This is a genomic window from Lutibacter holmesii (genome assembly GCF_042679665.1).
GTDB classification, from domain to species: domain Bacteria; phylum Bacteroidota; class Bacteroidia; order Flavobacteriales; family Flavobacteriaceae; genus Lutibacter; species Lutibacter holmesii.
This window is the reverse complement of sequence record NZ_JBHTMV010000003.1, coordinates 267032-293004: the sequence shown is the minus strand read 5'-3', so window position 1 is coordinate 293004 and position 25973 is coordinate 267032. Positions and strand designations below refer to the sequence as shown.

The 25973-nt window shown below is 29.8% G+C and carries 22 protein-coding genes and 1 tRNA gene; 6 read left to right on the top strand and 17 right to left on the bottom strand.

Features of this window, described 5'->3' with window-relative positions; all coding sequences use genetic code 11:
* Positions 1-18: 18 nt before the first annotated feature.
* Together ACFQ5N_RS04075 and ACFQ5N_RS04070 are read right to left on the bottom strand one after the other, a co-directional pair.
* Positions 19-180: a hypothetical protein gene (locus tag ACFQ5N_RS04075; RefSeq protein ID WP_386807961.1), complete on the bottom strand. Its 162-nt coding sequence runs from the start codon at positions 178-180 to the stop codon at positions 19-21.
* 228 nt (positions 181-408) lie between these two features.
* Complete coding sequence (locus tag ACFQ5N_RS04070; protein WP_386807960.1) at positions 409-1134, bottom strand: LytR/AlgR family response regulator transcription factor; 726 nt, start codon at positions 1132-1134, stop codon at positions 409-411.
* A 222-nt stretch (positions 1135-1356) separates the two neighbouring features.
* Between ACFQ5N_RS04070 and ACFQ5N_RS04065 the strand changes: the two genes are divergently transcribed.
* Positions 1357-1512 carry a hypothetical protein gene (locus tag ACFQ5N_RS04065; RefSeq protein WP_386807958.1) on the top strand — a complete coding sequence of 52 codons (156 nt, stop codon included), beginning with the start codon at positions 1357-1359 and terminating at the stop codon, positions 1510-1512.
* 16 nt (positions 1513-1528) lie between these two features.
* Here the strand turns inward: ACFQ5N_RS04065 and ACFQ5N_RS04060 are convergent, their stop codons facing one another.
* Complete coding sequence (locus ACFQ5N_RS04060; RefSeq protein ID WP_386807956.1) at positions 1529-3214, bottom strand: mechanosensitive ion channel family protein; 1686 nt, start codon at positions 3212-3214, stop codon at positions 1529-1531.
* A 136-nt stretch (positions 3215-3350) separates the two neighbouring features.
* Positions 3351-3432, bottom strand: a tRNA-Leu gene (locus ACFQ5N_RS04055).
* A gap of 150 nt (positions 3433-3582) precedes the next feature.
* Between ACFQ5N_RS04055 and ACFQ5N_RS04050 the strand changes: the two genes are divergently transcribed.
* The 3 genes from ACFQ5N_RS04050 to pth all read left to right on the top strand — a co-directional run bounded on the left by ACFQ5N_RS04050 (position 3583) and on the right by pth (position 5855).
* Complete coding sequence (locus tag ACFQ5N_RS04050) at positions 3583-4524, top strand: ribose-phosphate pyrophosphokinase (protein ID WP_386807954.1); 942 nt, start codon at positions 3583-3585, stop codon at positions 4522-4524.
* Positions 4525-4548: 24 nt separating this feature from the next.
* Complete coding sequence (locus tag ACFQ5N_RS04045) at positions 4549-5154, top strand: 50S ribosomal protein L25/general stress protein Ctc (protein WP_386807952.1); 606 nt, start codon at positions 4549-4551, stop codon at positions 5152-5154.
* Between the two features lie 134 nt (positions 5155-5288).
* The gene (gene pth, locus ACFQ5N_RS04040) at positions 5289-5855 is read left to right on the top strand and encodes an aminoacyl-tRNA hydrolase (protein ID WP_386807949.1); all 567 of its coding nucleotides are present in this window, start codon (positions 5289-5291) and stop codon (positions 5853-5855) included.
* Positions 5856-5885: 30 nt separating this feature from the next.
* Here the strand turns inward: pth and ACFQ5N_RS04035 are convergent, their stop codons facing one another.
* From ACFQ5N_RS04035 to ACFQ5N_RS03975, 13 genes are all read right to left on the bottom strand, one after another.
* A complete protein-coding gene (locus ACFQ5N_RS04035) occupies positions 5886-7181 on the bottom strand; it encodes a redoxin domain-containing protein (protein ID WP_386807947.1) in 1296 nt (431 codons plus the stop codon).
* 172 nt (positions 7182-7353) lie between these two features.
* Positions 7354-7803, bottom strand: coding sequence for a 6-pyruvoyl trahydropterin synthase family protein (locus tag ACFQ5N_RS04030; RefSeq protein ID WP_386807945.1), 450 nt, complete (start codon positions 7801-7803; stop codon positions 7354-7356).
* Positions 7804-7812: 9 nt separating this feature from the next.
* A complete protein-coding gene (locus tag ACFQ5N_RS04025; RefSeq protein WP_386807943.1) occupies positions 7813-7995 on the bottom strand; it encodes a hypothetical protein in 183 nt (60 codons plus the stop codon).
* A gap of 3 nt (positions 7996-7998) precedes the next feature.
* Positions 7999-8754, bottom strand: coding sequence for an enoyl-CoA hydratase/isomerase family protein (locus tag ACFQ5N_RS04020; protein WP_386807941.1), 756 nt, complete (start codon positions 8752-8754; stop codon positions 7999-8001).
* A 12-nt stretch (positions 8755-8766) separates the two neighbouring features.
* Positions 8767-10101, bottom strand: coding sequence for an MATE family efflux transporter (locus ACFQ5N_RS04015; protein ID WP_386807938.1), 1335 nt, complete (start codon positions 10099-10101; stop codon positions 8767-8769).
* On the bottom strand, positions 10094-10600 hold the full coding sequence (locus ACFQ5N_RS04010) for a GNAT family N-acetyltransferase (RefSeq protein ID WP_386807936.1): 507 nt from the start codon (positions 10598-10600) through the stop codon (positions 10094-10096). The genes ACFQ5N_RS04015 and ACFQ5N_RS04010 overlap by 8 nt, the downstream gene beginning before the upstream one ends.
* A gap of 14 nt (positions 10601-10614) precedes the next feature.
* The gene (locus ACFQ5N_RS04005; RefSeq protein ID WP_386807934.1) at positions 10615-11463 is read right to left on the bottom strand and encodes an alpha/beta hydrolase family protein; all 849 of its coding nucleotides are present in this window, start codon (positions 11461-11463) and stop codon (positions 10615-10617) included.
* Positions 11464-11473: 10 nt separating this feature from the next.
* Positions 11474-14209 carry a PD-(D/E)XK nuclease family protein gene (locus ACFQ5N_RS04000; RefSeq protein ID WP_386807932.1) on the bottom strand — a complete coding sequence of 912 codons (2736 nt, stop codon included), beginning with the start codon at positions 14207-14209 and terminating at the stop codon, positions 11474-11476.
* 264 nt (positions 14210-14473) lie between these two features.
* The gene (locus tag ACFQ5N_RS03995) at positions 14474-15844 is read right to left on the bottom strand and encodes an OmpA family protein (protein ID WP_386807930.1); all 1371 of its coding nucleotides are present in this window, start codon (positions 15842-15844) and stop codon (positions 14474-14476) included.
* Between the two features lie 115 nt (positions 15845-15959).
* Positions 15960-17153, bottom strand: a complete 1194-nt coding sequence (gene kbl, locus ACFQ5N_RS03990) for a glycine C-acetyltransferase (protein WP_386807928.1) — start codon at positions 17151-17153, stop codon at positions 15960-15962.
* A 24-nt stretch (positions 17154-17177) separates the two neighbouring features.
* Positions 17178-20327, bottom strand: coding sequence for a UvrD-helicase domain-containing protein (locus ACFQ5N_RS03985; RefSeq protein WP_386807925.1), 3150 nt, complete (start codon positions 20325-20327; stop codon positions 17178-17180).
* 51 nt (positions 20328-20378) lie between these two features.
* Positions 20379-20996, bottom strand: a complete 618-nt coding sequence (locus ACFQ5N_RS03980; RefSeq protein ID WP_386807923.1) for a hypothetical protein — start codon at positions 20994-20996, stop codon at positions 20379-20381.
* Positions 20997-21191: 195 nt separating this feature from the next.
* Positions 21192-21632, bottom strand: a complete 441-nt coding sequence (locus ACFQ5N_RS03975) for a TerB family tellurite resistance protein (RefSeq protein ID WP_386807921.1) — start codon at positions 21630-21632, stop codon at positions 21192-21194.
* Between the two features lie 98 nt (positions 21633-21730).
* Between ACFQ5N_RS03975 and mfd the strand changes: the two genes are divergently transcribed.
* Both mfd and ACFQ5N_RS03965 read left to right on the top strand, forming a co-directional pair.
* Positions 21731-25108 carry a transcription-repair coupling factor gene (gene mfd / locus ACFQ5N_RS03970; RefSeq protein ID WP_386807919.1) on the top strand — a complete coding sequence of 1126 codons (3378 nt, stop codon included), beginning with the start codon at positions 21731-21733 and terminating at the stop codon, positions 25106-25108.
* The gene (locus tag ACFQ5N_RS03965; protein WP_386807918.1) at positions 25109-25972 is read left to right on the top strand and encodes a DMT family transporter; all 864 of its coding nucleotides are present in this window, start codon (positions 25109-25111) and stop codon (positions 25970-25972) included. It begins immediately after the preceding gene.
* The last annotated feature ends 1 nt before the right edge of the window (position 25973 follow it).

Sequence of the window (25973 nt, the reverse complement as noted above, 5' to 3'; positions counted from 1 at the left end):
TTATAGAATAACTATTACTTAGTTTCTTTCTCTAATTACATCAGCACTACTTTCCTCTCCTGTTGCTTGTGTGTTTTCTACTGAGTACAATTCATCATCATCAGATACTGAAGTTGCAGAACAAGAAGTTAATAAAGTTGCGAATAATACAAATGCGAAGATAAATTTAATAGTTTTCATAATTTAATAGGGTGTAAATTGGACAATATGTTTTTTAATTTGTTAAAATCGTTTTTTTAAGATTTAAACGGCTTCAAATTTTAGGTACTAATTTGTTAAAAAAAGAAACTTTTAACGTTTAAATCTGAGGCTAAATTAGAACAAACTTGAAGATGTAACTACCTATTATTACATTCTTTAGTAAAAGCATACTGTTTATAAGTAAAAGTGTACTATTTGAAAGGGAGATTAATTTAAAGATTGGTAAGAATATTCTGAAAGTGCTTTATTCATACTCTCAATATTATTAATATATGTCTTAGTAAAAGGCACTTCGTAGTTGTTTCGTTTTATAGTACATGTAAATTTACCATACTGTATTCTTGAAACAAAATTTTTATTAATAATATAGCTTTTATGAATTCTATGGAAATTGTTTGGCAAAATTTCCTCGAAAGTTTTTAATGTTTTAAAAGCGCTAATTACATTTCCATCATTCATATAAAAATCAGTTGTATTATTATCGGCTTTTAAAAATAAAATTTCATCTGTTTTTAAATATTGATAATCTTTATATGATTTTAAGCATATATTTTTTCGAGATCTTGCAGGTATTTTTTTCAACACTTTTAACACAGACTTTCTAATCTCTAACTCTGATAATGGGTTTAACAAAAAGTCAAAAAAACCATTTTTTATCACATCATAAACCAAATCTTTTGAAGCTGAAATTGCAATAAAAACAGGGAAATCATCATTAAATAAATTTAGTTCCTGCGCAAATTTAAAAGGATTTTCAATAGCATTATCTAAATTAAAAAACACTAAATCAGGGGTTTCCTTTAAAATAGTGTTCATTGCATCGTCATAATCGTTAGAAACACCAATACAATTAAACTCATAATAATCCTCTAAAACATTCTTTATACTTTGAATAGAATTTTGATCAGTGTCAATTATAAAATAATTTCTCATAATATTTGAAATGGAAAGATAACTTTTTTCAAAAATACTAAACATTTGCCACAAGCAAGTGTGGTTTATCCTTCCTTTTTTTATGGGTAAAATAGCAAAAAACTCACATAATTGCATTATTTTTAAATATCTTCAAAATAGATAGTTTGCTTTATACTGTTTTCAGTAACCCCAATAAAACGAGTTATTTAGTAATTCTTAATTACAAAAGTTCATAGAAAAATGACAAAAAAAGAATCGAAAAACAAAAAAAAGACAGCTATCAATAGTGATGAAAACACTAAAATAATTCCGAGTAATTCAGCAAATAACAAACAATCAAAAAATATGTTCCCAAACGATATTCAAGGATTATTTGAGCGTTTAGGTTTAGAATAATTTTTAAAAACAGTCACTAATCATCGTTTGATTTTTCAACTTTTACTTGCTGATTTCTTCCTGTTAAATGATCTACAATTTTATCTAAAGGTGTTTTATCTTCAGATTTTAATTTACTTGGAACAGTAGTTAAACTACCATCTCTTGCTGCCATATACGCAGGTGATAGAATTTCAATACCGGCATCATTAAATATATCTAAAATATTTTTATGTATTTCTGAATAAATGAATGGTATTTTTTTTGATTCAAAAGTATGTGCATTTAATTCATACGACACATAATAATCATCTAAACTTTTTTGAAGTATAAAAGGTTCTGGTGTTTTTTCAACAAAAGTAGTTTTATTGGCCGCTTCTATTAATAACTTATGAACTTTTTGCCAAGGTAAATCGTACCCTAATGTAATAGTTGTATGCACTATAATACTTCGGCCTTCATTATTAGAATAGTTAATAATTGTTCCTACTAAAATGTTTGCATTTGGAATGGTAACATCTTCATTTTTTGGTGTTCTAATACGAGTTACCAAAATTGATTTTTCAATAACATCTCCCACAATACTATCAATTCTAACACGATCACCAATTTGAAATGGTCGCATATATGTTATTACAATACCTGCAATAATATTTGCTATTGCTGAAGTTGAACCAAATGAAATAATTGCTCCAATAAAAATAGAAACACCTTGGAAAGCTGAAGAACCCGAACCTGGTAAATATGGAAATATTAACACTAAAGAAAAGGCATAAATAAAAATACTTAGAATATTACCAGTTGGTTTTGCCCAATCTTTATGAAAGTTTCTAATTTCAAACTTTCCAATTTCAATATCGGCTGAAATTTCTTTAATTACCCTAACAACATACCTTGCAAACAAGGCAATAACCAAAATAAAAAATAAAGAAGGTATAAAATCTATAAACCCAAACACCACAAATTTAACCGGTGTTGCAATGTATCCATAAAATAATTTTACCAAATGTTCAGCCCACGGAAAAAAACTAAACATAAATGGCGCATACACAAATAAAGCAACTCCAATTATTACAATGCGAACAATATTTGAAATGAAAACGAAAATATTTGCTGTACTTTTTGGAATAAAATACCTTAAAATATTTCTGTTCTTTCTTAAAAAATTCTTCTCAATTTTTGACAAAGGCACATTTAACTTTCTAAAAAGCCAATTCACCAATTTTATAAATGCAATTAAAAAAACTAACGATAAGGTAAAATACCCAATTCTAATTAACCATTCTTTTGGTGTTAAATTCACTAATTTATCAAGGCTTTTTTGAACACTTTTAGTTCTACTTTTCGCCAATTCAATTAATGATAAATCGCTATTTTCAAGATCTATATTACTAGTAATAAATAACAATTTATCATTAAAATACGTTTCAATAAAATTATTATTAGACTGAATATAAACACTATCAGTAATAGCATTGTAATTTTTTGTGAATTTTTGAAGCCTATCTGAAATACCGTTAGCTCTAAAAGTAACAGGGTAACTATTCGCACTATTATTTATATAAAAAAGTGTATCTAAGTTAAAAACTACTGGAGCTGAAACCATCTCTGACTCTTGCTGTAAACTTATTAATGGGTAAACTTCGGTATTTTGATGCTCAACAAAAGCAAATAAAATAGTAGGAATAAGACACAGCGCCAGTAAACATTTTTTCAAAAACATATTGCTAATTTTTTCTAAGCTAATATATTAAAAAAACGCATAATTAGTTATAAATCATTAAAGATTCCCAATTTAAAAAGCAAAAATTCAAAAAATAAAAAACCTGCTAATTATTTAATTAGCAGGTTTTTATAAGTACCTCGAGTGGGAATCGAACCCACACTCCCGAAAGAACTGGATTTTGAATCCAGCGCGTCTACCAGTTCCGCCATCGAGGCATTGCTGAAATGGATTGCAAATTTATAATTTTTTTTCATCTAAAACACAAAAACTTTACGAAGTTGCATAATTACTACTTAAATAATTTTAAATTTGCACCCAACAAACAACAACACATAAAAAACCGAATCATTAAACACAACTAAAAAATGGAAAGTAATCGATTAGCTCCCAAAATTTTTGCTTGCAGACAAAGTAGAGCATTGGCAGAAAAAATTGCCGAATGCTACGGTAGCGAGCTTGGAAATGTTGAAATTTCAAAATTTAGCGATGGTGAATTTCAACCCGCATTAGTAGAATCTGTAAGAGGTAGACGTATTTTTATAATTGGATCTACTTTTCCAAATTCAGATAATTTAATGGAAATGCTTTTAATGCTTGACGCAGCTAAAAGGGCTTCTGCACGTCATATTACTGCCGTAATGCCATATTTTGGTTGGGCAAGACAAGATAGAAAAGACCGTCCTAGAGTTGCTATTGGTGCAAAATTAGTGGCAAACTTATTACAAGCAGCGGGTGCTACTAGAATAATGACTATGGATTTGCACGCGGATCAAATTCAAGGATTTTTTGAAAAACCAGTAGATCACTTATACGCTTCAACCATATTTTTACCTTATTTAAAAGAGTTAAAACTTGAAAACTTAACCGTTGCATCTCCAGACATGGGAGGTTCTAAACGTGCATATGCATATTCTAAATATTTAGAAAGCGATGTGGTAATTTGTTACAAACAACGTTTAAAAGCAAATGTTATTGATACCATGGAATTAATTGGTGAGGTTGAAGGACGTCACGTAATTTTAGTTGATGATATGATTGATACAGGAGGAACTTTAGCAAAAGCAGCAAACGTAATGATGGAAAAAGGAGCTTTAAGCGTACGTGCCGTATGTACACATCCTCTTTTATCAGGTGAAGCATATGAAAAAATTGAAAACTCTCAACTATTAGAATTGATTGTTTCTGATACAATTCCTTTAAAAAGAGAGAGTTCTAAAATAAAAGTTGTATCTTGCGCGCCTTTGTTCGCAGATGTGATGCATAAAGTACAAGATAACAACTCAATAAGCGGACAATTTTTAATGTAAATTAATAATAAATAGATAAATAAAATGAAATCAATTACAATCAAAGGATCTCAAAGAGAAAGCGTGGGTAAAGTATCAACTAAAGCCTTACGTAATGCTGGAAAGGTACCTTGCGTATTATACGGAGGGGATAAGCCATTACACTTTTCAGCTGATGAAACAGCATTTAAAAACTTAGTGTACACGGCAAACGTATATACTGCAATGATTGAAGTAGAAGGTGCTACATATCACGCAATTTTACAAGATATTCAGTTTCACCCAGTAACTGACAAAATTTTACACATAGATTTCTACCAATTATTTGACGATAAAATGGTAACAATGGAAATTCCTGTAAGATTAGTTGGAACTTCTCCAGGTGTAATTAATGGTGGTTCTTTACGTTTTGCAATGCGTAAATTAAGCGTAAGAGCTTTACCTTCAGACTTACCTGATTTTATCAACGCTGATATTTCTAAGTTAAAAATTGGAAGCAAATTATTTGTTACTGAATTAGCAGATGAAAAATTCTCTATTCTTCACCCTGAAAACTCTGTTGTTGTTCAAGTTAGAACTTCTAGAAGTGCTGTTGCAGCAACTGACGAAGATGAAGATGAAGACGAAGCAACTGAAGAAGCTGCTGAATAATTTAACTTTAGTAAAAGTATTTAAAAGCGTTGCAAATTTGCAACGCTTTTTCTTTTTAGTACTTTTGCAAAATGCAATTATTCGAATTCATTAAAAAAATATTCGGCACAAAAAAAGAAACTACAGAAGATCTTATGAAAAAATTCTTAATTGTTGGTTTAGGAAATATTGGTGAGAAATATGACGATACTCGCCATAATATAGGTTTTAAAATTTTAGATGAAATTGCAGCTAAAGAAAGTACTACTTTTGAAAGTCAAAAACTAGGTAGTATTGCTAAATTTAGATTTAAAGGAAGAACTTTTACACTTTTAAAACCTTCAACTTTTATGAATTTAAGCGGAAAAGCTGTTAAATATTGGATGACCAAAGAAAACATTACGCTAGAAAATATCTTGATTATTTGTGATGACTTAAATCTAAATTTTGGTGCTATTAGAGTAAAAGCAAAAGGAAGTGACGGAGGTCACAATGGCTTAAAAGACATAAATGCGGTGTTACAAACTCAAAAATACGCGCGTTTTAGGTTTGGAGTTGGAAATGAGTTTTCTAAGGGCAGACAAGTAGATTATGTTTTAGGAAAATGGAATAACGACGAATTTAAGTTGTTACCTGAACGCCTAGAAAAAGCCCATGAACTTGTAAAATCATTTGGCACAGCTGGCTTAAACAACACCATGAATTCTTTCAACGGAAAATAATACTGAAGTTACAGTATTAAAAAAAGTAACCTATTTGTCATTCTTCAACAATTTATCAAACAATTCTTCCAATTGATTAGTACCAATTCGTTTTGAAATAATTTTTTTGTTCTCATCAAGTACAAAAACCTGCGGAGTTGATTTTATATGGTATTCCTCACTAAAATTAGAACGATTATAGGGGTCAATTAGGTTTATAAGTCTGCTCATATTATATTCCTCAATAATTTTTTTGGTTTCATCAAACTCATTATGAGTCGATGTACTTATAGTTATTACCCTAACATCATCATCTTTATGGTTATCTTTAAATTTTACAAGTTCTGGCACCGATTCTTTACAATAATCACAATCTAGATCCCAAATATACAACACGGTATATTTTGAATTCGTATCGTGAATACTAACTGGCTCCGCAGGTACTTTAAAATTTTGCATTTCAACGTTTGGCGCTACTTTGCCACATAGAAACGGCCGTAAATCATTTGCATCTTCCTGCATTTTTTTTAATTGCTCTTTATCAATCCACGGAGTTTTACCATTTAAATAATAATTATCAACTAAATGTACATAAACCGCATCCATACATACCGTATTAGATTTTGCATATTTATTTACCAAACGTATCACAAAATATTTAAACATTTCTTGATTCACTTCTAAAAGTTTAAGCACTTTATCTACTGCGACAATAACAGAGTCTGGATGTTGAATTGTTAACCTATCACTTATATACAAATCAATTTTAGAATAAATTATTGGAGTACGCAGCAAACGTTCATCAGCAAAATTTAAATTATCAAAAAAATGCTCTTTATAATAATAAAATCCTTTGTCTTTACCTTGTTTTTCATTTTCAGGAACTGTAATATTTCGACTCGATTTTATAATAGCTGCCGTAAAACTATTTGAATATTCACTAATGATATTTTTCTGATATGCATCTACTTCTTTATCAACATTTTCCTTATTTTCTTCCTCTCTTTTTTGTTCTAAAAATTGCAAGTAATCAAAATAGAGTTTATTCTCAAATGAATTCTCTACTTGCATATTAGAAACAAAATTGTTTGAATCGGTTGAGAGTTTGAAATGTTGCTCTTCTTTATTTACCAAAAACTCGAATGATTTTCTCAATGAAGGAAAAAACGCAATATACATTCCGGGATCAAGTTCTTCATCTCCGGTTGCTAAAAATAAACCAGGCTTTGCCGCCTTTAACGTGTCATTAATAAATTGTTTATCTCCTAAGTGATATGCCAGAATCATTTCAGAACTGTCATAATTTTTGATTTCAAAAGTCAGTTCATACCCATTTTGAGCGTGCATTGAAAAGTTTGAAATGAATAAAACTATTACAAATATGGTTAAGAGGTTTTTTGAAATCAATTTTGACATCATCGGATTGTATAAATTTAAGGTGATTTTCACAAATTTCTAGTTACAATAATAATGATTTTTTCTTAATGTATTGTCAAAATGGAACTTCCCATTAAATGTACTACTGGTCAGAAGCAAACCACTCGGCATGTGATGTTCCGGTTTCTTGTAATTTTAATGAATGTAACTGAATTGTTTCAGGTAAATTCTTTTTTATTTTCTCAGCAAAATCAATCAGCATCATTTCACTTGTTGGCTGGTAATCTACTAAAATAACATTATGCCCTCGTTTTTCAAGTTCTTCAGCTAATTCAACGTGCGGTGTATTTTTATTAAATACAGTTGCGTGATCAAATTTATCTACAATTTCAGTGAGCACAATTTTTTTTAAATCACCAAAATCAATCACCATTCCAAATTTTACATTTGAAGTATCTGTAATTGGCGTTCCTATTACTGTAACAGATAATTTATAACTATGTCCGTGTACATTTTTACATTTTCCGTCGTAGCCATATAATGCATGACCAGTTTCAAAATCAAATTGTTTTGTTATTCTAATATTACTCATAACTATAAATTAATCGTCTAAATCTTTTCTGTTTTTTGCTTTATAAAATACCAAATAAGCAATGGCTACCAAAAAAACAAAAGGCAAATAAGTACCTATAACCACACCAATTTCGTAACCACTATCAGGTGCATTTTTTATTTTTTCTTCAATATCAACTTGTTGCAATAACGCAATAAAACCTGCTAACATTTGTTATTTTTTAAATTTTTGAAGTGCTGTTTTTGTAGCTTCAGACAAAACTAAATTCCCGCTTATTTCTGCTCTTTTTTCTAACAATACATTCCAATCTTCCGTTCCACTCCAAAGTGTTTGTTTTAAAGCCTTTAAAGCTTCTGAATTATATGTTGAAAGTTTTATTGCTAAATGTTCTACTTCAGCATCTAGCTCTTTAATTGAATCAAAAACTTCAGCAAATAAACCTTTTTCTTTTGCCCAATAAGCCGTTTTCCAATTGGTAGCATTTATAGCTAATTCAGAAAAAGCAGCTACACCAATTTTACGAGTTACAGCAGGTTCAATTACAAAAGGACCAATTCCAATAGTTAATTCTGAAAGCTTTATAGATGCTTGTTCTGTAGCAAGGCAATAATCACACGCTGCAGCTAAACCTACACCACCACCAACAGCCTTTCCTTGTACACGCCCAATAATTAGTTTTGAGCAATTTCGCATTGCGTTAATAACGTTTGCAAAACCTAAAAAGAATTGTTTTCCTTGTTCTAACGTTGAAATAGCAACCAATTCGTCAAAAGAAGCGCCAGCGCAAAAAGCTTTTTCTTTTTCACTTTTTAAAACAATTACATGAACTTCTGAATTTGTACTAAGCGTATTAAATGCCTCGGCTAACCTAGCTAATAATTCACTTGGAAACGAATTGCTCGCTGGGTGAAAAAACTCAATTGTTGCAATATTATTTTGAATATGTGTGTATAAACTTCCGTTACTCATAAGAGTTCAAAGTTACGTGTTTTTATGTAAATATTTCTGTCTAAATTTTACAACCAAAATTCCCGATCGTAAAAGCATCCAAACTGTAAAAGCCATCCAAATGGCATATAACTTTAAATCAAAATAATCTCCAATTAACAAGGTAGGAATAAACCCTAAAAAAGTAGCAACAATTAATAAGTTACGAAGCGTAACGGCTTCTGCCAGACCTTTAAAAATACCATCAAAAACAAAAGCTACTGCATTTATAGGTTGCATAAATAATACAATCCAAAATATACCGTAAAACGATTGCAACACAAATTCATCTTTTGAAAATAATAATCCTATTTCCTTATAAAATACACCACAAATTAAAGCTAATATTACGGCAATAACAATGGAGTATCTACTTAACTTAATGCTTAGTCTCCACATTGTTTCATAATTTTTCTCTCCCAATAATTTCCCTGAAACTATATTACCAACACTTGCATAACCATCAATAAAAAAAGCAAAAAACAACCAAATTTGAAAAGCTATGGTTTGCGCAGCAATATAATTTTCGCCATATTTTGTTGCATATGAATTTGCTAAATACAAAGCCACATTTAAAGACATAGCTCTAATAATAAGATTCAAACTAATGGCTAACAAATTTTTAATTTCTTTATTAAGCTGAAATGTAAGTTTTAAATTAAAAGGTGTTTTATTCAACAATAATATAAGTGCTAAAACAGCCATTACACCTTGCGCAATAACACTAGCCCAAGCAGCTCCTTTTACATTCATTGGAGCAATAAAACCTTCAATTCCATAAACTAATACAAAGTCTAGCGCAATGTTTAAACTAGCACCAACAATACTTATTACCATTGGCCAAAAGGTGTTTTGTAAACCTCTAAAAACCCCAAATACAGAAAATACGAATAACGTTAAAGGAAAACCAATAGCTCTAATTTTATAATAATCTATTGCGTAATTTAAAATTAGACCATCTGCATTGTATAACTTAAAAATTTGTTCAGTAAAAAATATTGTTCCTATATAAATAACAGTACTTAAAAATAAATTAATAGCTATAATTTGCGCTGGTAACGTTGCAATTTCATCTAACTTTTTAGCACCTAAATACTTTGCTACAATTGCTGAAATTGCGGATCGTGTTTGTGCTAAAATCCAAACCAAAGCAGAAATAAATGAACCCGCAATACCAACTGCTGCTAAAGCCTCAGTAGGATTTACAGGAACGTTTCCAACTATTGCAGTATCAGTAATAGACAATAAAGGTTCTGCAATACCAGATATAATTGCTGGAATTGCTAATTTATTTATGCCTTTAAACGTAATATTTGATTCTTTATACATTCACTATTTTTTCAAAACAATAAAAAGGATGCTCACTTTGTTTTGGAAAATAAATAGCTCCTAATTGTGTATAATTTTGTTGTTTATAAAACTGCTGATTACGTTTGTTTTGGCTAAAAGTATCTAACCTAATTGAAATATAATTATTTTCCATTGCGTAGTTTTCAGCAAACTCCATTAACTTTTGAGCATATCCTTTTCCTTGAAACTTTGGATGAATAGCTAACCTATGAATGTATAAATTATGATGATTTTTAGTTAACCATTTTACGTTTTCATATTCTGCATCTTCAATTTCGGTTAATACAATTAATCCTATAATATTTTGATCTATTTCTAATTTCCAAAGTTGCTGTAAAACAATATCTTTTTGAAGTACTTCTTTTGAAGGGTAGAACTCATTCCATTGAAAAATTTGTTTATCAATCATATCTTTTGCACAACTTTTTGTTATTTGCAACAATTGATTGATGTCTGATATTTCAGCCTTTTTAATCATTTTTCTTAAAAGCGTTATTTTTTAATAAAACGAATACTATAATTTACTACTTCAGCTAAATGAACAGGCATTTCAGTTGCTGTCCAAGGCTGTGTACAACCTAAAGGATGATTCATTTCTTTAACAATTACCAATTCACTTTTAGGATTCCAACTATGTAAATTTTCTGCCTCATTGGTTTTTACAACCTCATCTAACTCTCCTTGAATAATCAACTGCGGAATGGTAATATTAGCAACAGCATTTTTAATGGTCAATCGCTCTTCATTTTCTTTAAAATTGGTGTAAAACTGAAAATAATGTGGCATTTGTTGCTTTGTTCTTGCGTTTTCAATGTACGAAACACCTTCTTTTTCCCAGTACTGAAGAATTTTTTCATCTTTCGGAAAACGAACTCCATAATCTGAAACACCTGCCCAAGAAATTATTTTTGAAATTTTATTATTTTCAGCAGCTTTAATAGTTACAATTCCACCTCCACGAGAATGTCCAATTAACGTAATATTTTCAAAATCTGCTTCATTTTTGTAATCTGAATTATTTAACAACCAATCAATAACCGTTTCTAAATCATCTAATTCTAGCACAAAATTATTGTTTCCAAAAGCTTCTAAATCTGGAAAATCAATTGGGTTTTCTAAAGTTCCACCGTTGTGAGAAAAATTAAACTTCACAAAAAATAAATCTTCAGAAGCAAATTTTTCAGCTGCCAAATTCCAAGCGCCCCAATCTTTATAACCTTTGTAACCATGACAAAAAATTACCACTGGTTTTTTGGTATTGTTTGCTTTGTAAAATAAATCGGTTACTATTGGTTTTTTATGTTGCTTGCTTTTTATAACAGTATTTTTAATAGACTTCATATTGTTTTATTTAAAATGGTAAATTGTCATTTTGTTTGAATGGAATAATTGGATTTAGAATCTCTAAAATTATTTTATGGATTTCAGACATAAAATCGTTAATGCGCTCTTCAGAAACCTGGTTATCTTTAGTTTTACTTTCTGAAAAATTCATTTTTAAAAAACCTGCTTGCAAATTTTTAAAAGAAATAATCCCACTCTCTAATTCATTGTACGTTTTCTTTGAAGTTGCCAAAAACATATGCGAATATAACATAACTTGCATTGCCTTGGTGTATTTATAATCTTCACTTATTACACTAAAATCGGTAATTTTTAGTTGAGCACTTTCAACTTTTCCTGTTTTATAATCTATAATTCGTGTTACGCCATCCAATTCATCAACTCTATCCACAATTCCTCTTAATTTAATTGGAAAATCAACACCATCAACACGTATTTCACTATTTAAGTTCCCTTCCAAAGCAATAATTTTGAGAGCTTTTTTTTGTTGTAGAAGTTGTAATTCTTGCTTTAAAAAACGTTGAATATAACTTTTACTAACTTCAAAAATTAATTTGTTTTTACCTGTTTGAATATTCCCTTTTAAATAATGTTTCTCAAAATATGTATTCAATAAAGGAATCATATTTTTTTGCATGGTAGCAATATGTTCTTTCTGCAAAAATTTTCCAATATACGGAATGTACATTTGCTCTAACACATCATGTATAACAGAGCCCATAGTGTTTGCTGCTATGGTTTCTTCAACCTCATCATCTTCTTTAATTCCTAATACTTTTTGCTCGTAAAAACTTATTGGATTGTATATGTAATTTGCCAATGCTGAGGGTGAAATTCCTTTTGTAAAAACTTCTTTTAACTTTTCTAAAACCTCAGGCGTTTTTTTAATTTCCAACAAATCTGTTTCAAAACGTTGTACTTTTGGGCTAATTATTGTTTTTGTAATAGCTGGATTGTTAATTTCTAATTGCGTTAAAAATCTACTTTTTTCACCTGAGCCATACCCGTCAGTTTCGGTATTATAAATTAAATAAATAGTAGAAGCTCTTTGCAATAAACGTTGAAAATGATACGAGAAAATGGCATCTTTTTCTTGATATGTTGGCAGGTCAAAATATTTTTTTACATCGTAAGGAATAAATGAAAAATCATTTTTCCCTCCAGGTAAAATTCCTTCGTTTACTGATGTTATAATTACCGTTTCAAAATCTAAGGCTCTTGTTTCTAACATTCCCATTAATTGTAAACCTTGCAAAGGTTCTCCTTGAAACGATAACTTTTCATTTTGCAATAATTGATTGTAAAACAATGTCAAAGTTTTTAAATCAGAAATATGATTGTACTTAGAATTTAAGGTTTCTAATTGCTGAAAAACATTGTAAAATCTAAATAAGTATTCTTTTTCAACACCTTCAACAAATGGTTTTAATTCATTAATTAAACCTGCGCATTGCTGCACAATTTCATTGGTATTTGCAGAAAAAGTAAATAATGAAAATAAAACGGAAAGGCTTGATTTATCTTCATTTGAAATATCTTTTGTTAAATCTTCAACCGTTAAAAAAATACTGTTCTCTTTTTTTATTTTTGAAATAATATTTTGAAGTTCTTCCTTATAAAGTTTATTTAAAAAAGGATCATTTAATAAGCTTATTACATCTTTATAATAAAACTGTGACGTTTCCTTATTAAATCGTTGTTGATTTAAATGCATTTTAAACAGTTTATCAAACAAACCTGCCACAGGAATATCTTTTAACGGATATCCCATAGTAATATTAATATTGTTAACGTTGTTTGGCAAAGAGTTTAGCGTTAAGGTTAACAAATTCTCATCGGCTAGCACCAAAGCTGTTTTACTAAAACTAGTAAAGTTTGCTAATAATTCACCTGCATATTTAATTTGTGTACTGTTTTTAGGAGCACCAATTAAATGAATATCTTGCGTTTGATTTAAATGAGTATTGGACCATAAAAAATCATTCTCCTTATAATAAGACCATTCCTTTTTATATTTTCTTAAGAAAACTCCTGCTTCATTTGTGTTTTCAAAAAAAGAAGAATTTGCATCCCAATAAACCGTTGCTACGCCATTGTTTAATAATTCCTGAAAAATGTACTCTTCAGCTTTATTTAACGCGTTAAAACCAACAAAAACAACCTTACTATTGGTATTATTTTGAATGTAAAACTCTAAATTGGCGGTAGCTTCTTTATAAATTAGACCTTGATAACCAAATTTATTATTTTTCAAATTTTGATATAATGCGTTGTATAATACATTTAAATTTTCGAAAAAATGTAAATAATTAACAGCCAACTTACTAGGCTTTTTATCTAAAAACCAGGTATCAAGTTTTTTAATATCCTTTAAGTTTTCAAAAAAATCATTTGTATCCACCAAATAACTATCAATCTCATTAAAATCATGCAAAGCAATTGTAGCCCATTGTGAGAAAGCCTCAAAAGATTCTAAATTATTAGTTGGAAGATGCGATTTATAAATAGAATAAAATTCAAATAAAAGTTGGGTATTGTCAATCAAATGAAGATCGGCTAACTGTTGAATATAATTTTCAATACTTTCAATTTTTGGAAGAAAAGCAGTTGTTGAAATATTTCGCATCAACTCTTCTTTTAAAAACACACAAGCACGTTGACTGGGAAGCACAAAGGTTAACTCATTTAAGTTTTTTTGATTTTTTAAAACCTCATCAACTACATTTGAAATAAATGATTTCATATAACTTTTTTAGACTATAAAAGTAAAAAAGCCATTTCGAATGAAATGACTTTTTTAAAAGTATTTTTTATTTGTTCTAATTTACGCTTATCTAAAATTACTAACACGTTAACACATACAACTAAAGACTGTTCTCGTCTTAAGCGAAACAGAAAAAGTCAATTAAATTACAAAGTGTAAAACTTATAAATACAAAGCAATTTTAAACAAAAAGAGCCATTCGTAAACGAATGGCTCTTTTATATTTATAAAACGTATGTTAAATTATTTTTGTAATTTAATTTCTACACGTCTGTTCATTGCTCTACCTTCTTTTGTTTTGTTAGAATCTACTGGTTGAGTAGAACCGTAACCTTCAGAAGTTAAGTTCTCAGGATTGTAACCTTTAGAAATTAAGTAATCTCTAACAGTATCAGCTCTATCTTTTGATAATTTATTATTGAAAGAATCTGGACCTGTAGCATCAGTGTGACCTTCAATATGTAATTTAGTTTCAGGATATGCTTTAATAATTTCATAAGCTTCATCTAAACGAGTTTCAGTTTCAGAAGATTTGAAAGTATCTTTTTCAGTATCAAAATAGATACGGTTACCTAATTCTTTTAATTTTGCAAGATCAGCATCAGTTAATCCTTCAGGACAACCATTATTTGAAGCTGGACCTGCAACATTAGGACATTTATCATCTTTATCTGCAACACCATCAGCATCAGTATCAGGCCATACACAACCTTTATTTGCTACTGGACCAGCAACTGTAGGACAAGCATCGTCTTTATCAACAACACCATCACCATCAGTATCAGGACATCCACCGTTAGCAGCAGTACCTTTATCATTTGGACAAGCATCTTTAGCATCAGTGATTCCATCAGCATCAGCATCTGGACAACCTTTTAATTCAGCTAAACCAGCTACATCAACACAAGCATCTTCAGAATCAATAACTCCATCACCATCAGTATCAGGACATCCGTTGAATTCAGCTAATCCAAATACATCTGGACAAGCATCTTTTTTATCATACACACCATCTCCGTCTGTATCTTTTCCACCCATTTTAAAAGTGATTCCTGCAGAATGTTGCCAGTGATCAAAAAGATCGCTATCAAAAGTGTGTCTGTACCTTGTTTCAATTGATAATCCAACATTATCATTAAACCAGAAGTTTGCTCCAACACCAGCATTACCAGATGCAGTATCTAAATCATCCATCCAAGTGTAACCTCCACCAATTAATACGTAAGGGTCAAACCATTTTGTGTCTCCAATAATTTTATTAACATCATATTTAATAGAACCATCAACAGTCCAGAAAGAATAATCATCAACACTCATATCCCCAATGTTCTCAATTTTATTGAAACTTCCAGCAGCCTCAAAACTGAAACCTGCAGCTAAATATCTCGCAACAGTTAATCTACTAACTGCAGGAACGATATTATAGTGGTCGTTCGCATTAAAAAACTCGCTGTACCAGTTTCCTCCCCATTCAGTTTGAGGATTCGTTGGATAAAAATCTACTGCGTTTACACCAAAGCCAATTGCCCAAGGATTGTTTTCGTCCTGTGCATTTACATTGCTGAAACCTGTAACTAATAACAAAGCCAATAAGGCTACTTTTAAATGTTTCATTTTCAAAATTTTAAATTAAATGTTCTTTTGTTAATTAATAATTGAGCCAAAAAAGCCAAATATACCAAGCAAAAATACAAAATTATCTGTAACACAGCATATTTTTTCTATTTTTCTATATAATCTTTAATACTTTTCCAACTTTTTTGAAGGCTTTTAAAGCTTTATCTAAATTTTCTTTAGTATGGGCTGCAGATAATTGAACCCTTATTCTTGCCTTATTTTTTGGCACTACAGGAAAAAAGAAACCAATAACATAAATACCTTCTTTCAACAATAAATTTGCCATCTCTTGTGCTAACTTCGCATCATATAACATAACTGGAACTATTGCTGAATCACCTTCAACAATATCAAAACCTGCATCTAACATACCTTTTTTGAAATAATTCGTATTCCAATCTAGTTTATCTCTTAAAGATGTATCTTTTAATAACAATTCAAAAACCTTTAATGACGCTCCTACAATTGCTGGTGCCAAAGAGTTTGAAAATAAGTATGGCCTAGATCGTTGACGAAGCAGCTCAATAATCTCTTTTTTACCTGTTGTATATCCACCCATTGCTCCTCCTAATGCTTTTCCTAAAGTACCGGTAACAATATCAACTCTACCCATAACATTACAAAGTTCTAAAGTACCCCTTCCTGTTTTACCAATAAATCCGGCCGCGTGACATTCATCAACCATTACTAGCGCATCATATTTTTCAGCTAAATCACAAATTTTATCTAAGCTAGCTACAATTCCGTCCATAGAAAACACTCCATCAGTAACAATTATTTTAAAACGATGTTGCTGTTTATTCGCTTCAATTAATTTTGCTTCTAAAGAATCCATATCATTATTAGCATATCTGTATCTCTCGGCTTTGCATAAACGAACTCCGTCTATAATAGATGCGTGATTTAAAGCATCTGAAATAATAGCATCTTCTTTTGAAAACAATGGTTCAAATACTCCTCCATTAGCATCAAAAGCAGCAGCATACAAAATGGTGTCCTCTGTTTCATAAAAATCAGCTATTTTTTCTTCTAATTGCTTATGAATATCTTGAGTTCCACAAATAAAGCGTACTGAAGACATTCCATAACCGTGAGAATCCAAAGTGTCTTTTGCTGCCTGAATAACTTCAGGGTGATTTGATAAACCTAAATAATTGTTTGCACAAAAATTGATAACTTCTTCACCTGTACTTATTTTAATTACCGCATCCTGAGAAGATGTTATTATACGTTCAGACTTATAAAGTCCTGCTTCTTTAATGTTGTGCAGTTCTTTTTGCAAATGCTCTTTTATAGCTCCGTACATAATTGTAGTTTTTATTTACACATTTTAAACCTCTTTAATTGTAATTTCATTATTTATATAAACTAATAATTTATTAGCTATTTTATAATCTAAACTTTCTAAAACCGATGCATATTCATTTACTTGATGTACGTGTTTTTTTTCTGGTTTTCCCGTTTTATAGTCAATAATTGTTACTTCTTCATTATTTAAAACTAATCTATCAGGAATTACAATTCTTTTATCAGCAGTTAATATTTCACGTTCAGTAAATACCGTATTATTTTGTTCAAAATATTGCGCTAATTTTTCATGTTCTACAACATTACTTACTATTGAAATAATTTGGTCAAATGCACTTGATGTAATTATTCCTTTATAGAGGTACTGATTTACAACTTCTTTAATGTCACTTTTTGTATTTATTTTTGATAAAATTTCATGAATTAAATTTCCATAAACAATAGCTTTACCTTGATCCGTATCCCAAAGTAATGATGAATTTGCAACTATTGAAATATTATGATTTTTCCATGAATTACTAATAAAATGTTCTTGCGTGGTTGTTTGACTTTCCTTTGTTTCTTCAAAATCACCTCGCATAGGATTTCCAAAACTGTAGGTTAATTTCTCATTACTCCACAAATTCAACCCTTTTAAATAATTGATAAAAAGACCAGACGTAAATTTTAGGTCTTCTTCATTGGTTTTTTTTGAAATTTTTAATTTTGTAACCACATACAATTGCTCAACCGCACGTGTTAAAGCTACATACAAAATATTGTAATTATCTAGCTCTAATTCTTCTTTGCGCTCGTCAAATAATGCAACGCCTTGCTCTCCAATATAATTTAGTTTTTTACCATAGCTAACAAGTAATGATTTTAAATTACTGGTTTGGTTGTTAAAGGTATACCAAACCTTTGGATTGATTTGATTGTAAATATCAATGTCATACGGATAAATAACTACAGGAAATTCCAATCCTTTAGCTTTATGAATGGTCATAATTCTAACCGCATTTTTTGCTTCAGAAGCAACAATACTTAACTTATCCTTTTTTAAATCCCAATACTCTAAAAAGCCACCAATAGAAACTTGCTTTTTTTGCTGATATTCAAAAACTACATCTAAAAAAAACTGAATATTAGCATCAGATGTTTTTACCAATTGAAAACTTCGAATACAGTATTCTATACTTTCATAAAACGGACTTTTAACAAATTCATTGTAATTAAAAAAGGTTTGAAATTGTTTTAATCCTTCAAAAAACAACTGATTTTCTAAATGTACAAATTCGTTTAAAAATTGATGTTTATCAATCTGAATTTCCAAATAATCATATAAATAGTAAAGTAACTGAACTTTAAATTCTTTGTTGGTTGGATTTTGAATTACATTCAACAAATTAATAATAAAAGTAACCTTTGGACTATTTTTTAATAACAAGGTTTCTGAAGAAATAATTTCAATGCCTTTTTCAGTTAAATAATTGGCAACCTCAACACCCTGTTTTTTAGTTCGCACTAATACACACACTTCATTTTTTTGAAATTTAGGATCTAAATTGTCAATAATTTCAAAAACTTTTCTTGGAAACATTAACGCTCTTTCATCGGCTTCTTTTTCATCTTCTAAAAACGATAATTCTACATAACCACCTTCATTAGAATTTAATAGTTGGCTATTTCCTTCAGCATATAAATTTCTAAATTTTTCATTCCCCAAAAACTGTGATATATGCGTAAAAAATTGGTTATTAAATGTTATAACTTCACTAAAACTTCTATAATTTGTGGCTAAGTTTTTAATTTCTTCTTCTACATAAAACGGATTGGTATTTTCGTTTTTTGCTGAAAGACCAATAAATTGCTCTGCTTTTCCGCCACGCCATCTATAAATAGATTGTTTGGCATCACCTACCAACAATAATTTTCCTTTTTCGCCAAATTCATCTGCTGAAGAAATTGCATTTTCAACCAACGGAATTAAATTTTGCCATTGCAATATCGAAGTATCTTGCATTTCATCTATAAAATAATATCTAAATTTTTCACCAATTCGTTCATAAATAAAAGGTGCAGGCTCATCTTTAATTGTATCGCTAATTAATTGGTTAAACTCTGCATTTAACAAAATATTATTTTCTTGTTTTAAATCTTGTAACGCTTTATTGATGTGACTTAAAACGGCTAACGGAATTAAACTATTCAAAAATAAATCATTCAAAGTTTTTTGTTGAAACAAAACTTCAGATTGGTTATATAAATTCACCAATGTTGGAATTACAGCATCAATAGCAGATTTTACAGCATCTGATTTTGATTTTGAATAAAACATTTCCTCTTCAATGCGTACTTTTAATTTCCCTTGATCAAAGAACTTTGCTTTTTTAGCATCGGCTACTAATTGTTCAAAATGCTTTGGAATAAGCGAATAATAAAAATCTTTATGGGTAACTCCTGTATTATTTATTATTTCTAAACCTTGCTCTCCAATGCTCTTAAAGGTTTCTGCAATTTTTTTATTTTCTTTTTGAAGTTCTTCTTTTAAGCTTTTAAACTCATCCATTGAAATTTCATGGAGTGATTTTAAATGTACGGCGTCACTTTCATTCAAAATTAATTTGGCAAAGTTTTTAAGATCTAACGAAATATCCCAAGATTTATCGTCGTCTAATTTTTGAATGGCATAATTCACTAAAACACCCGTTAACTCTTTGTTTTCTCCAATTTTTGAAATAACAATGTCTACAGCTTCATTTAATAAGCTTTCGGTATCCATTTCTACTTCTGAATTCAACGGAAGATCTAAATCATACGCAAAAGTTCTTATTAATTTATGCGTAAAACTATCAATAGTTGTAATATTAAATGCAGAATAATTTTGAAGAATAGCACTTAAAACTGTTTTAGATCTATTGAAAATAGTTTGCTTAGGCAAACTAGTTTCTTTACAAATTATTGGAAGCATACTATTTGATTCTTCTTCATTAGAAAAATCTTGTAAATTTTCAATAACACGCGTTTTCATTTCACCAGCAGCTTTGTTGGTGAACGTAACCGCTAAAATTTGTTGAAATTTATACTGGTTATTACTAGCTAATAGAATTTTTAAATATTCTTTAACTAAGGTAAAAGTTTTTCCGCTTCCGGCAGAAGCATTGTAAATTTGAAAAGGCGCTGTGTCTTGCATTGAAAAGAATTATAATGCAAGTTAGTAAATAAAACGCTTTTAAAAGCTTCTTTAATTACAGTTTCTCCAAGAAGCTGAGTTTCCTGAATTCATTCTAAATACCAAACTCAATCCATAATAAAAATGAGGAGCTAATTTAAAATCATCAGAATTATATTTATACAAAGCCTCAACGTTTAAACCAACTTTATCCGTAAACCAATAGTTTGCTCCTGTACCAATATTAATAGTGGCACCACTATAATTAGCAAAAGTATAACCACCACCTGCAAGCATAAAAATGGTAAAATCATTTGATGTATCCATAAAACTATAACGTAAGTTAATGTCAATTCCAACATAAGTTGTTCCATCAACAGCTACATCTCCATATTTAGTAATGTTGTTAAAGGCTAATAAACCATCAACAGAAAGGTTATTCACTAAATGTCTTGTAGCCAATATTTGAGGACCCGAAATATTCCAATGATCTCTTGCATTTGCAAATTCATTTAAAAAACCATTATCATTTCCTGTATTTGGTGCGTGTGAAGGAAAATAATCTATTGCATTTAAACCAATTCCAAAAACCCATTTATTAAATTCATCTTGAGCATAATTCTCTTGAATTAAAAATAGACTAAAAACTATGTAAAAAAATACAGACTTTGATGTAAACTTAGGCATCATACTTATAAATACATTTTAAAAATCGCAAAAATATACTTTTTAACGTTAAAAAACCTAAACATATTGTTCAGGTTTTACAATTCAATTCTCTTTATATTTTATTTTCGCATTTAATAGCTTGCAAATAAGCATAACACATTTAGCTAACCCCATAATTTGAGATTTATTACTTTTTAATAAGTACAACCAACTATGCTATTGATTTATTTTATCAACTTTTTTTATGGTCTTTTTAAAATCGTCCATATCAGGTTCAATTAAAAAGAAATCTATTGCAGCTTTTACAACTTCCCTAGCAGTTTCAATTGGAAAACCTAAACCAACTGCAATTCTATCCATAATTGATGTTTTATCAATAGTTGGATTTTTATCAATAAACATCATTTTAGTTAAATCGTATAAACGTTCTAAACGATCTTCATAACTTACTGGCGGATTTACAGGATATGTTGTGGGATCTTTCAAAATTTTTCGAAATTCACTTTTAGAAATATCTAATCTTTTTGCCAATCTTTTCAATAATTGATATTCGTCTTCATCAATTGTATTGTCCAATAAAGCCAATCTCACAATGTTTGCAAAATGCCCTATATTTTCTTCGTGCAGTCCTGTTGGATATAAATCTGAAATTGTCATAGTCTGGTATTTAAGTTCTTATCTATAAATTTAAGGAATTATTGTTGATTTTATTGGCTTTTTTATAAAAATACTACCTTTGCCAAAATTTGCATTTTTTGAGTAAGCAAACCATTTTAAAAAGTTACGAGCAACTTGTACAAAAAAAACAATTAGCTCCATTATTATTAAAAGAGAAAAACCATTTTCAAATTTCGAATTTGGTAGGATCGTCATTGTCTTTTATTATTGCTGAAAGCTTTAAAGAGTCTGAGAAACCATTTCTTTTAATTTTTAATGATAAAGAAGAAGCAGCCTATTATTTAAACGACTTAGAGCAATTAATTGGGGAAAAAGATGTACTTTTTTATCCTGGTTCCTACAGAAGACCTTATCAAATTGAAGAAGTTGATAATGCCAATGTGTTATTGCGTTCAGAAGTTTTAAACCGAATAAATTCTCGTAAAAAACCAGCCGTAATTGTTACATATCCTGATGCTTTGTTTGAACAAGTGGTTACCAAAGCTGAATTAAACAGAAACACGTTAAAAGTAGCAGTAAACGATAATTTAAGCCTTGATTTTGTAAACGAAGTTTTATTTGAATACAAATTTAATAGAGTTGATTTTGTAAGTGAACCTGGTGAATTTTCAGTACGTGGAGGAATAATTGATGTTTTTTCATTTTCACACGATGAACCTTATAGAATTGAATTTTTTGGTGATGATGTAGATAGCATTCGATCTTTTGATATAGAAACGCAACTTTCTACTGAAAAACTAACCAAAATTAGTATCATGCCTAATGTTGAAGACAAAACATTAGATGAAAAACGTGAAAGTTTCCTTCGGTACATTTCTTCAAAAACAGTTGTTTTTACAAAGAATTTAGACTTGCTTTCAGGTAGATTAGATAAACTTTTCAGCAAAGCAGAAAGTGCATTTAAAGACCTTTCTTCAGCCATAAATCATGCAGCACCTAATGAACTTTTTTGTAATGGATCACTTATAAAAAAACAGCTTGAAGATTATACATGCGTTGAAATTTTAAATGCGCACCATAATGAGCTTGATTCAAAAACAACAAAAAAAATTCTTAAAAACAACAAAAAAGATGTTGTTGTTTTTAATACAAAACCACAACCTTCATTTAATAAACAATTTGATTTATTAATTGAAGATTTACAACAAAATACTAAAAAAGGGTTTACCAATTACCTGTTTTGTGATTCGCAAAAGCAAGCAGAACGATTTCATGATATTTTTAAAGAAGTAGATGAAAAAGTAACATACGAAACCATTGTTTTTACATTATATCAAGGTTTTATTGATGTTGAAAATCAAATAGTTTGTTACACCGATCATCAAATATTTGAACGTTATCATAAATTTAGATTAAAAAACGGATACGCTAAAAAACAATCCATTTCATTAAAAGAACTAACTAGTCTTGAAATTGGAGATTACGTAACGCACATTGATCACGGAATTGGAAAATTTGGCGGACTTCAAAAAATAGATGTTGAAGGTAAAAAACAAGAAGCCATTAAATTAATGTATGGCGAACGTGATATTTTATACATTAGCATTCACTCGCTTCATAAAATTTCAAAATACACAGGTAAAGATGGTAAACCACCAAAAATACACAAATTAGGTTCGCCTGCTTGGAAAACCTTAAAGCAAAAAACAAAAACTCGCATACGTCACATTGCCTACAATTTAATTGAATTGTACGCTAAACGTAAAATGCAAAAAGGTTTTCAATACCAACCTGATAGCTATTTACAACACGAATTAGAAGCTAGTTTTTTATACGAAGATACACCAGATCAATCATCTTCAACACAAGATGTAAAGAACGATATGGAAAATGAACGACCAATGGATCGTTTGGTGTGTGGTGATGTAGGTTTTGGAAAAACAGAAGTTGCTATTAGAGCCGCTTTTAAAGCTGTTGATAACGGAAAACAAGTTGCCATTTTGGTACCAACTACCATTTTAGCTTTTCAACATTTTAAAACCTTTAGCGAACGTTTAAAAGATTTTCCTGTAACTGTTGATTATTTAAACCGTTTTAGAACAGCTAGCCAAAGAAAAGGTGTGTTGGCTGGTTTAGAAGATGGATCAATTGATATTGTAATTGGCACACATCAATTAACAAATGCCGCCATTAAATACAAAGATTTAGGTTTACTAATTGTTGATGAAGAACAAAAATTTGGTGTTGCTGTAAAAGACAAACTCAAAACAATTAAAGAAAATATAGACACGCTAACCTTAACCGCAACGCCTATTCCTAGAACTTTACAGTTTTCATTAATGGCAGCACGTGATTTATCGGTAATAAGTACACCACCACCAAACCGTGTACCAACTGAAAGTCACGTAATTCGTTTTTCAGAAGAAACACTAAGAGATGCTATTCGTTATGAAATTCAACGTGGCGGGCAAGTATTTTTTATTCACAACCGAATTGAAAATATAAAAGAAGTGGCAGGTTTATTACAACGCTTGGTTCCTGATGCTAAAATTGGAATTGGTCATGGTCAAATGGACGGTAAAAAGCTTGAACAATTAATGCTTTCTTTTATCAATAATGAATTTGATGTATTGGTTTCAACAACAATTATTGAAAGTGGTTTAGACGTACCAAATGCAAACACCATTTTTATAAATAACGCCAACAACTTTGGACTGTCTGATTTACACCAAATGCGTGGTAGAGTTGGACGATCAAACAAAAAAGCATTTTGTTATTTTATAACGCCACCTTATCATATGATGACAGATGATGCGCGTAAAAGAATTGAAGCCATTTCATTATTTACCGATTTAGGAAGCGGAATTAATATTGCCATGAAAGATTTAGAAATTCGTGGTGCCGGTGATTTATTAGGTGGTGAACAAAGTGGTTTTATAAACGATATTGGTTTTGATACGTATCAAAAAATTCTTAGTGAAACTATTGAAGAACTAAAAGAAAACGAGTTTAAAGAATTATACAAAGGTGAAGCTGATAGCAAACCAAAAGAGTACGTAAAAGAAATTCAAATTGATACTGATTTTGAAATTTTATTCCCTGACGATTATGTAAATGTAATTTCAGAACGATTGAATTTATACAACCAATTAGGTACTTTAAAAACAGAAGAAGAATTGCATACGTTTGAAGCTGAAATAATAGACCGTTTTGGTGAATTTCCGGCGCAGGTTGATGATTTATTAGACAGTGTTAGAATAAAATGGATTGCAAAAAAATTAGGAATTGAGCGCATTATTTTAAAGAAAAAAAGAATGTTGTGTTATTTTATTTCAGACCAACAAAGCGAATTTTTCAACACGCAAACCTTTAAAAATGTTATAAATTACACAACCAGTAATCCTACTACTTGTGTTATGAAAGAGAAAGAAACCAAAAATGGTTTACGCTTATTGTTAACATTTATTCGTATAGATTCTATAAAAACAGCCTTAGAAACCCTTCAAAAAATATAAATGAAAAATACACATATAAAACACCTTGTTGAATTAAACATAGCTATGATGTTTATAAGTACTTCTGGTGTTTTAGGACGCTTTATATCAATGCCACCACCGTTAACAATTTGGTGGCGCAGTTTTTTAACTGTTTTTTGTTTAGGTGTTTATATTTGGTATAAAAAAATAGATTTAAAGGTTTATTCCAGAAGAGATTTATCAACCATTTTGGTAAGTGGTTTTTTTATGGGAGCACACTGGATCACCTATTTTTACGCCTTAAAACTTTCAGGTGTAGCCATTGGAATGTTAGCTATGTTTACATACCCAATTATCACCGTTTTTTTAGAACCTATATTTTTTAAAACAAAGTTAAACTTAAAACACGTTTTATTGGGTGGTTTGGTGTTGGTTGGTATTTACTTTTTAACACCTGAATTAAACATTGAAAACAACGTAAGTTTAGGGGTTTTATCAGGAATTATTTCAGCTGTATTTTATTCAATTAGAAATATTTTAATGAAAAAGAAAACTGCAAATTATCACGGTTCTATGCTCATGTTTTATCAAATGATTGTTATAGCTGCTTTGTTAATCCCTGTATTTTTTATTTTTGAAGGAAACCCTTCAACCCACGACTGGCTAGGTTTGGCTGCTTTAGCATTATTTACAACTGCTATTGGTCACACACTTTTTGTGTTAAGTATGAAACATTTCTCTATAGGAACCATTAGTATTATAAGTAGTGTACAACCTATTTACGGAATTTTATTTGGAATGCTTTTTTTAGGGGAAATTCCGGCTTCAAAAACTATTATTGGAGGTGTTTTAATTCTATCAACTGTTATAATTGAAAGTTATTATTCAAATAAAAACAAATAAC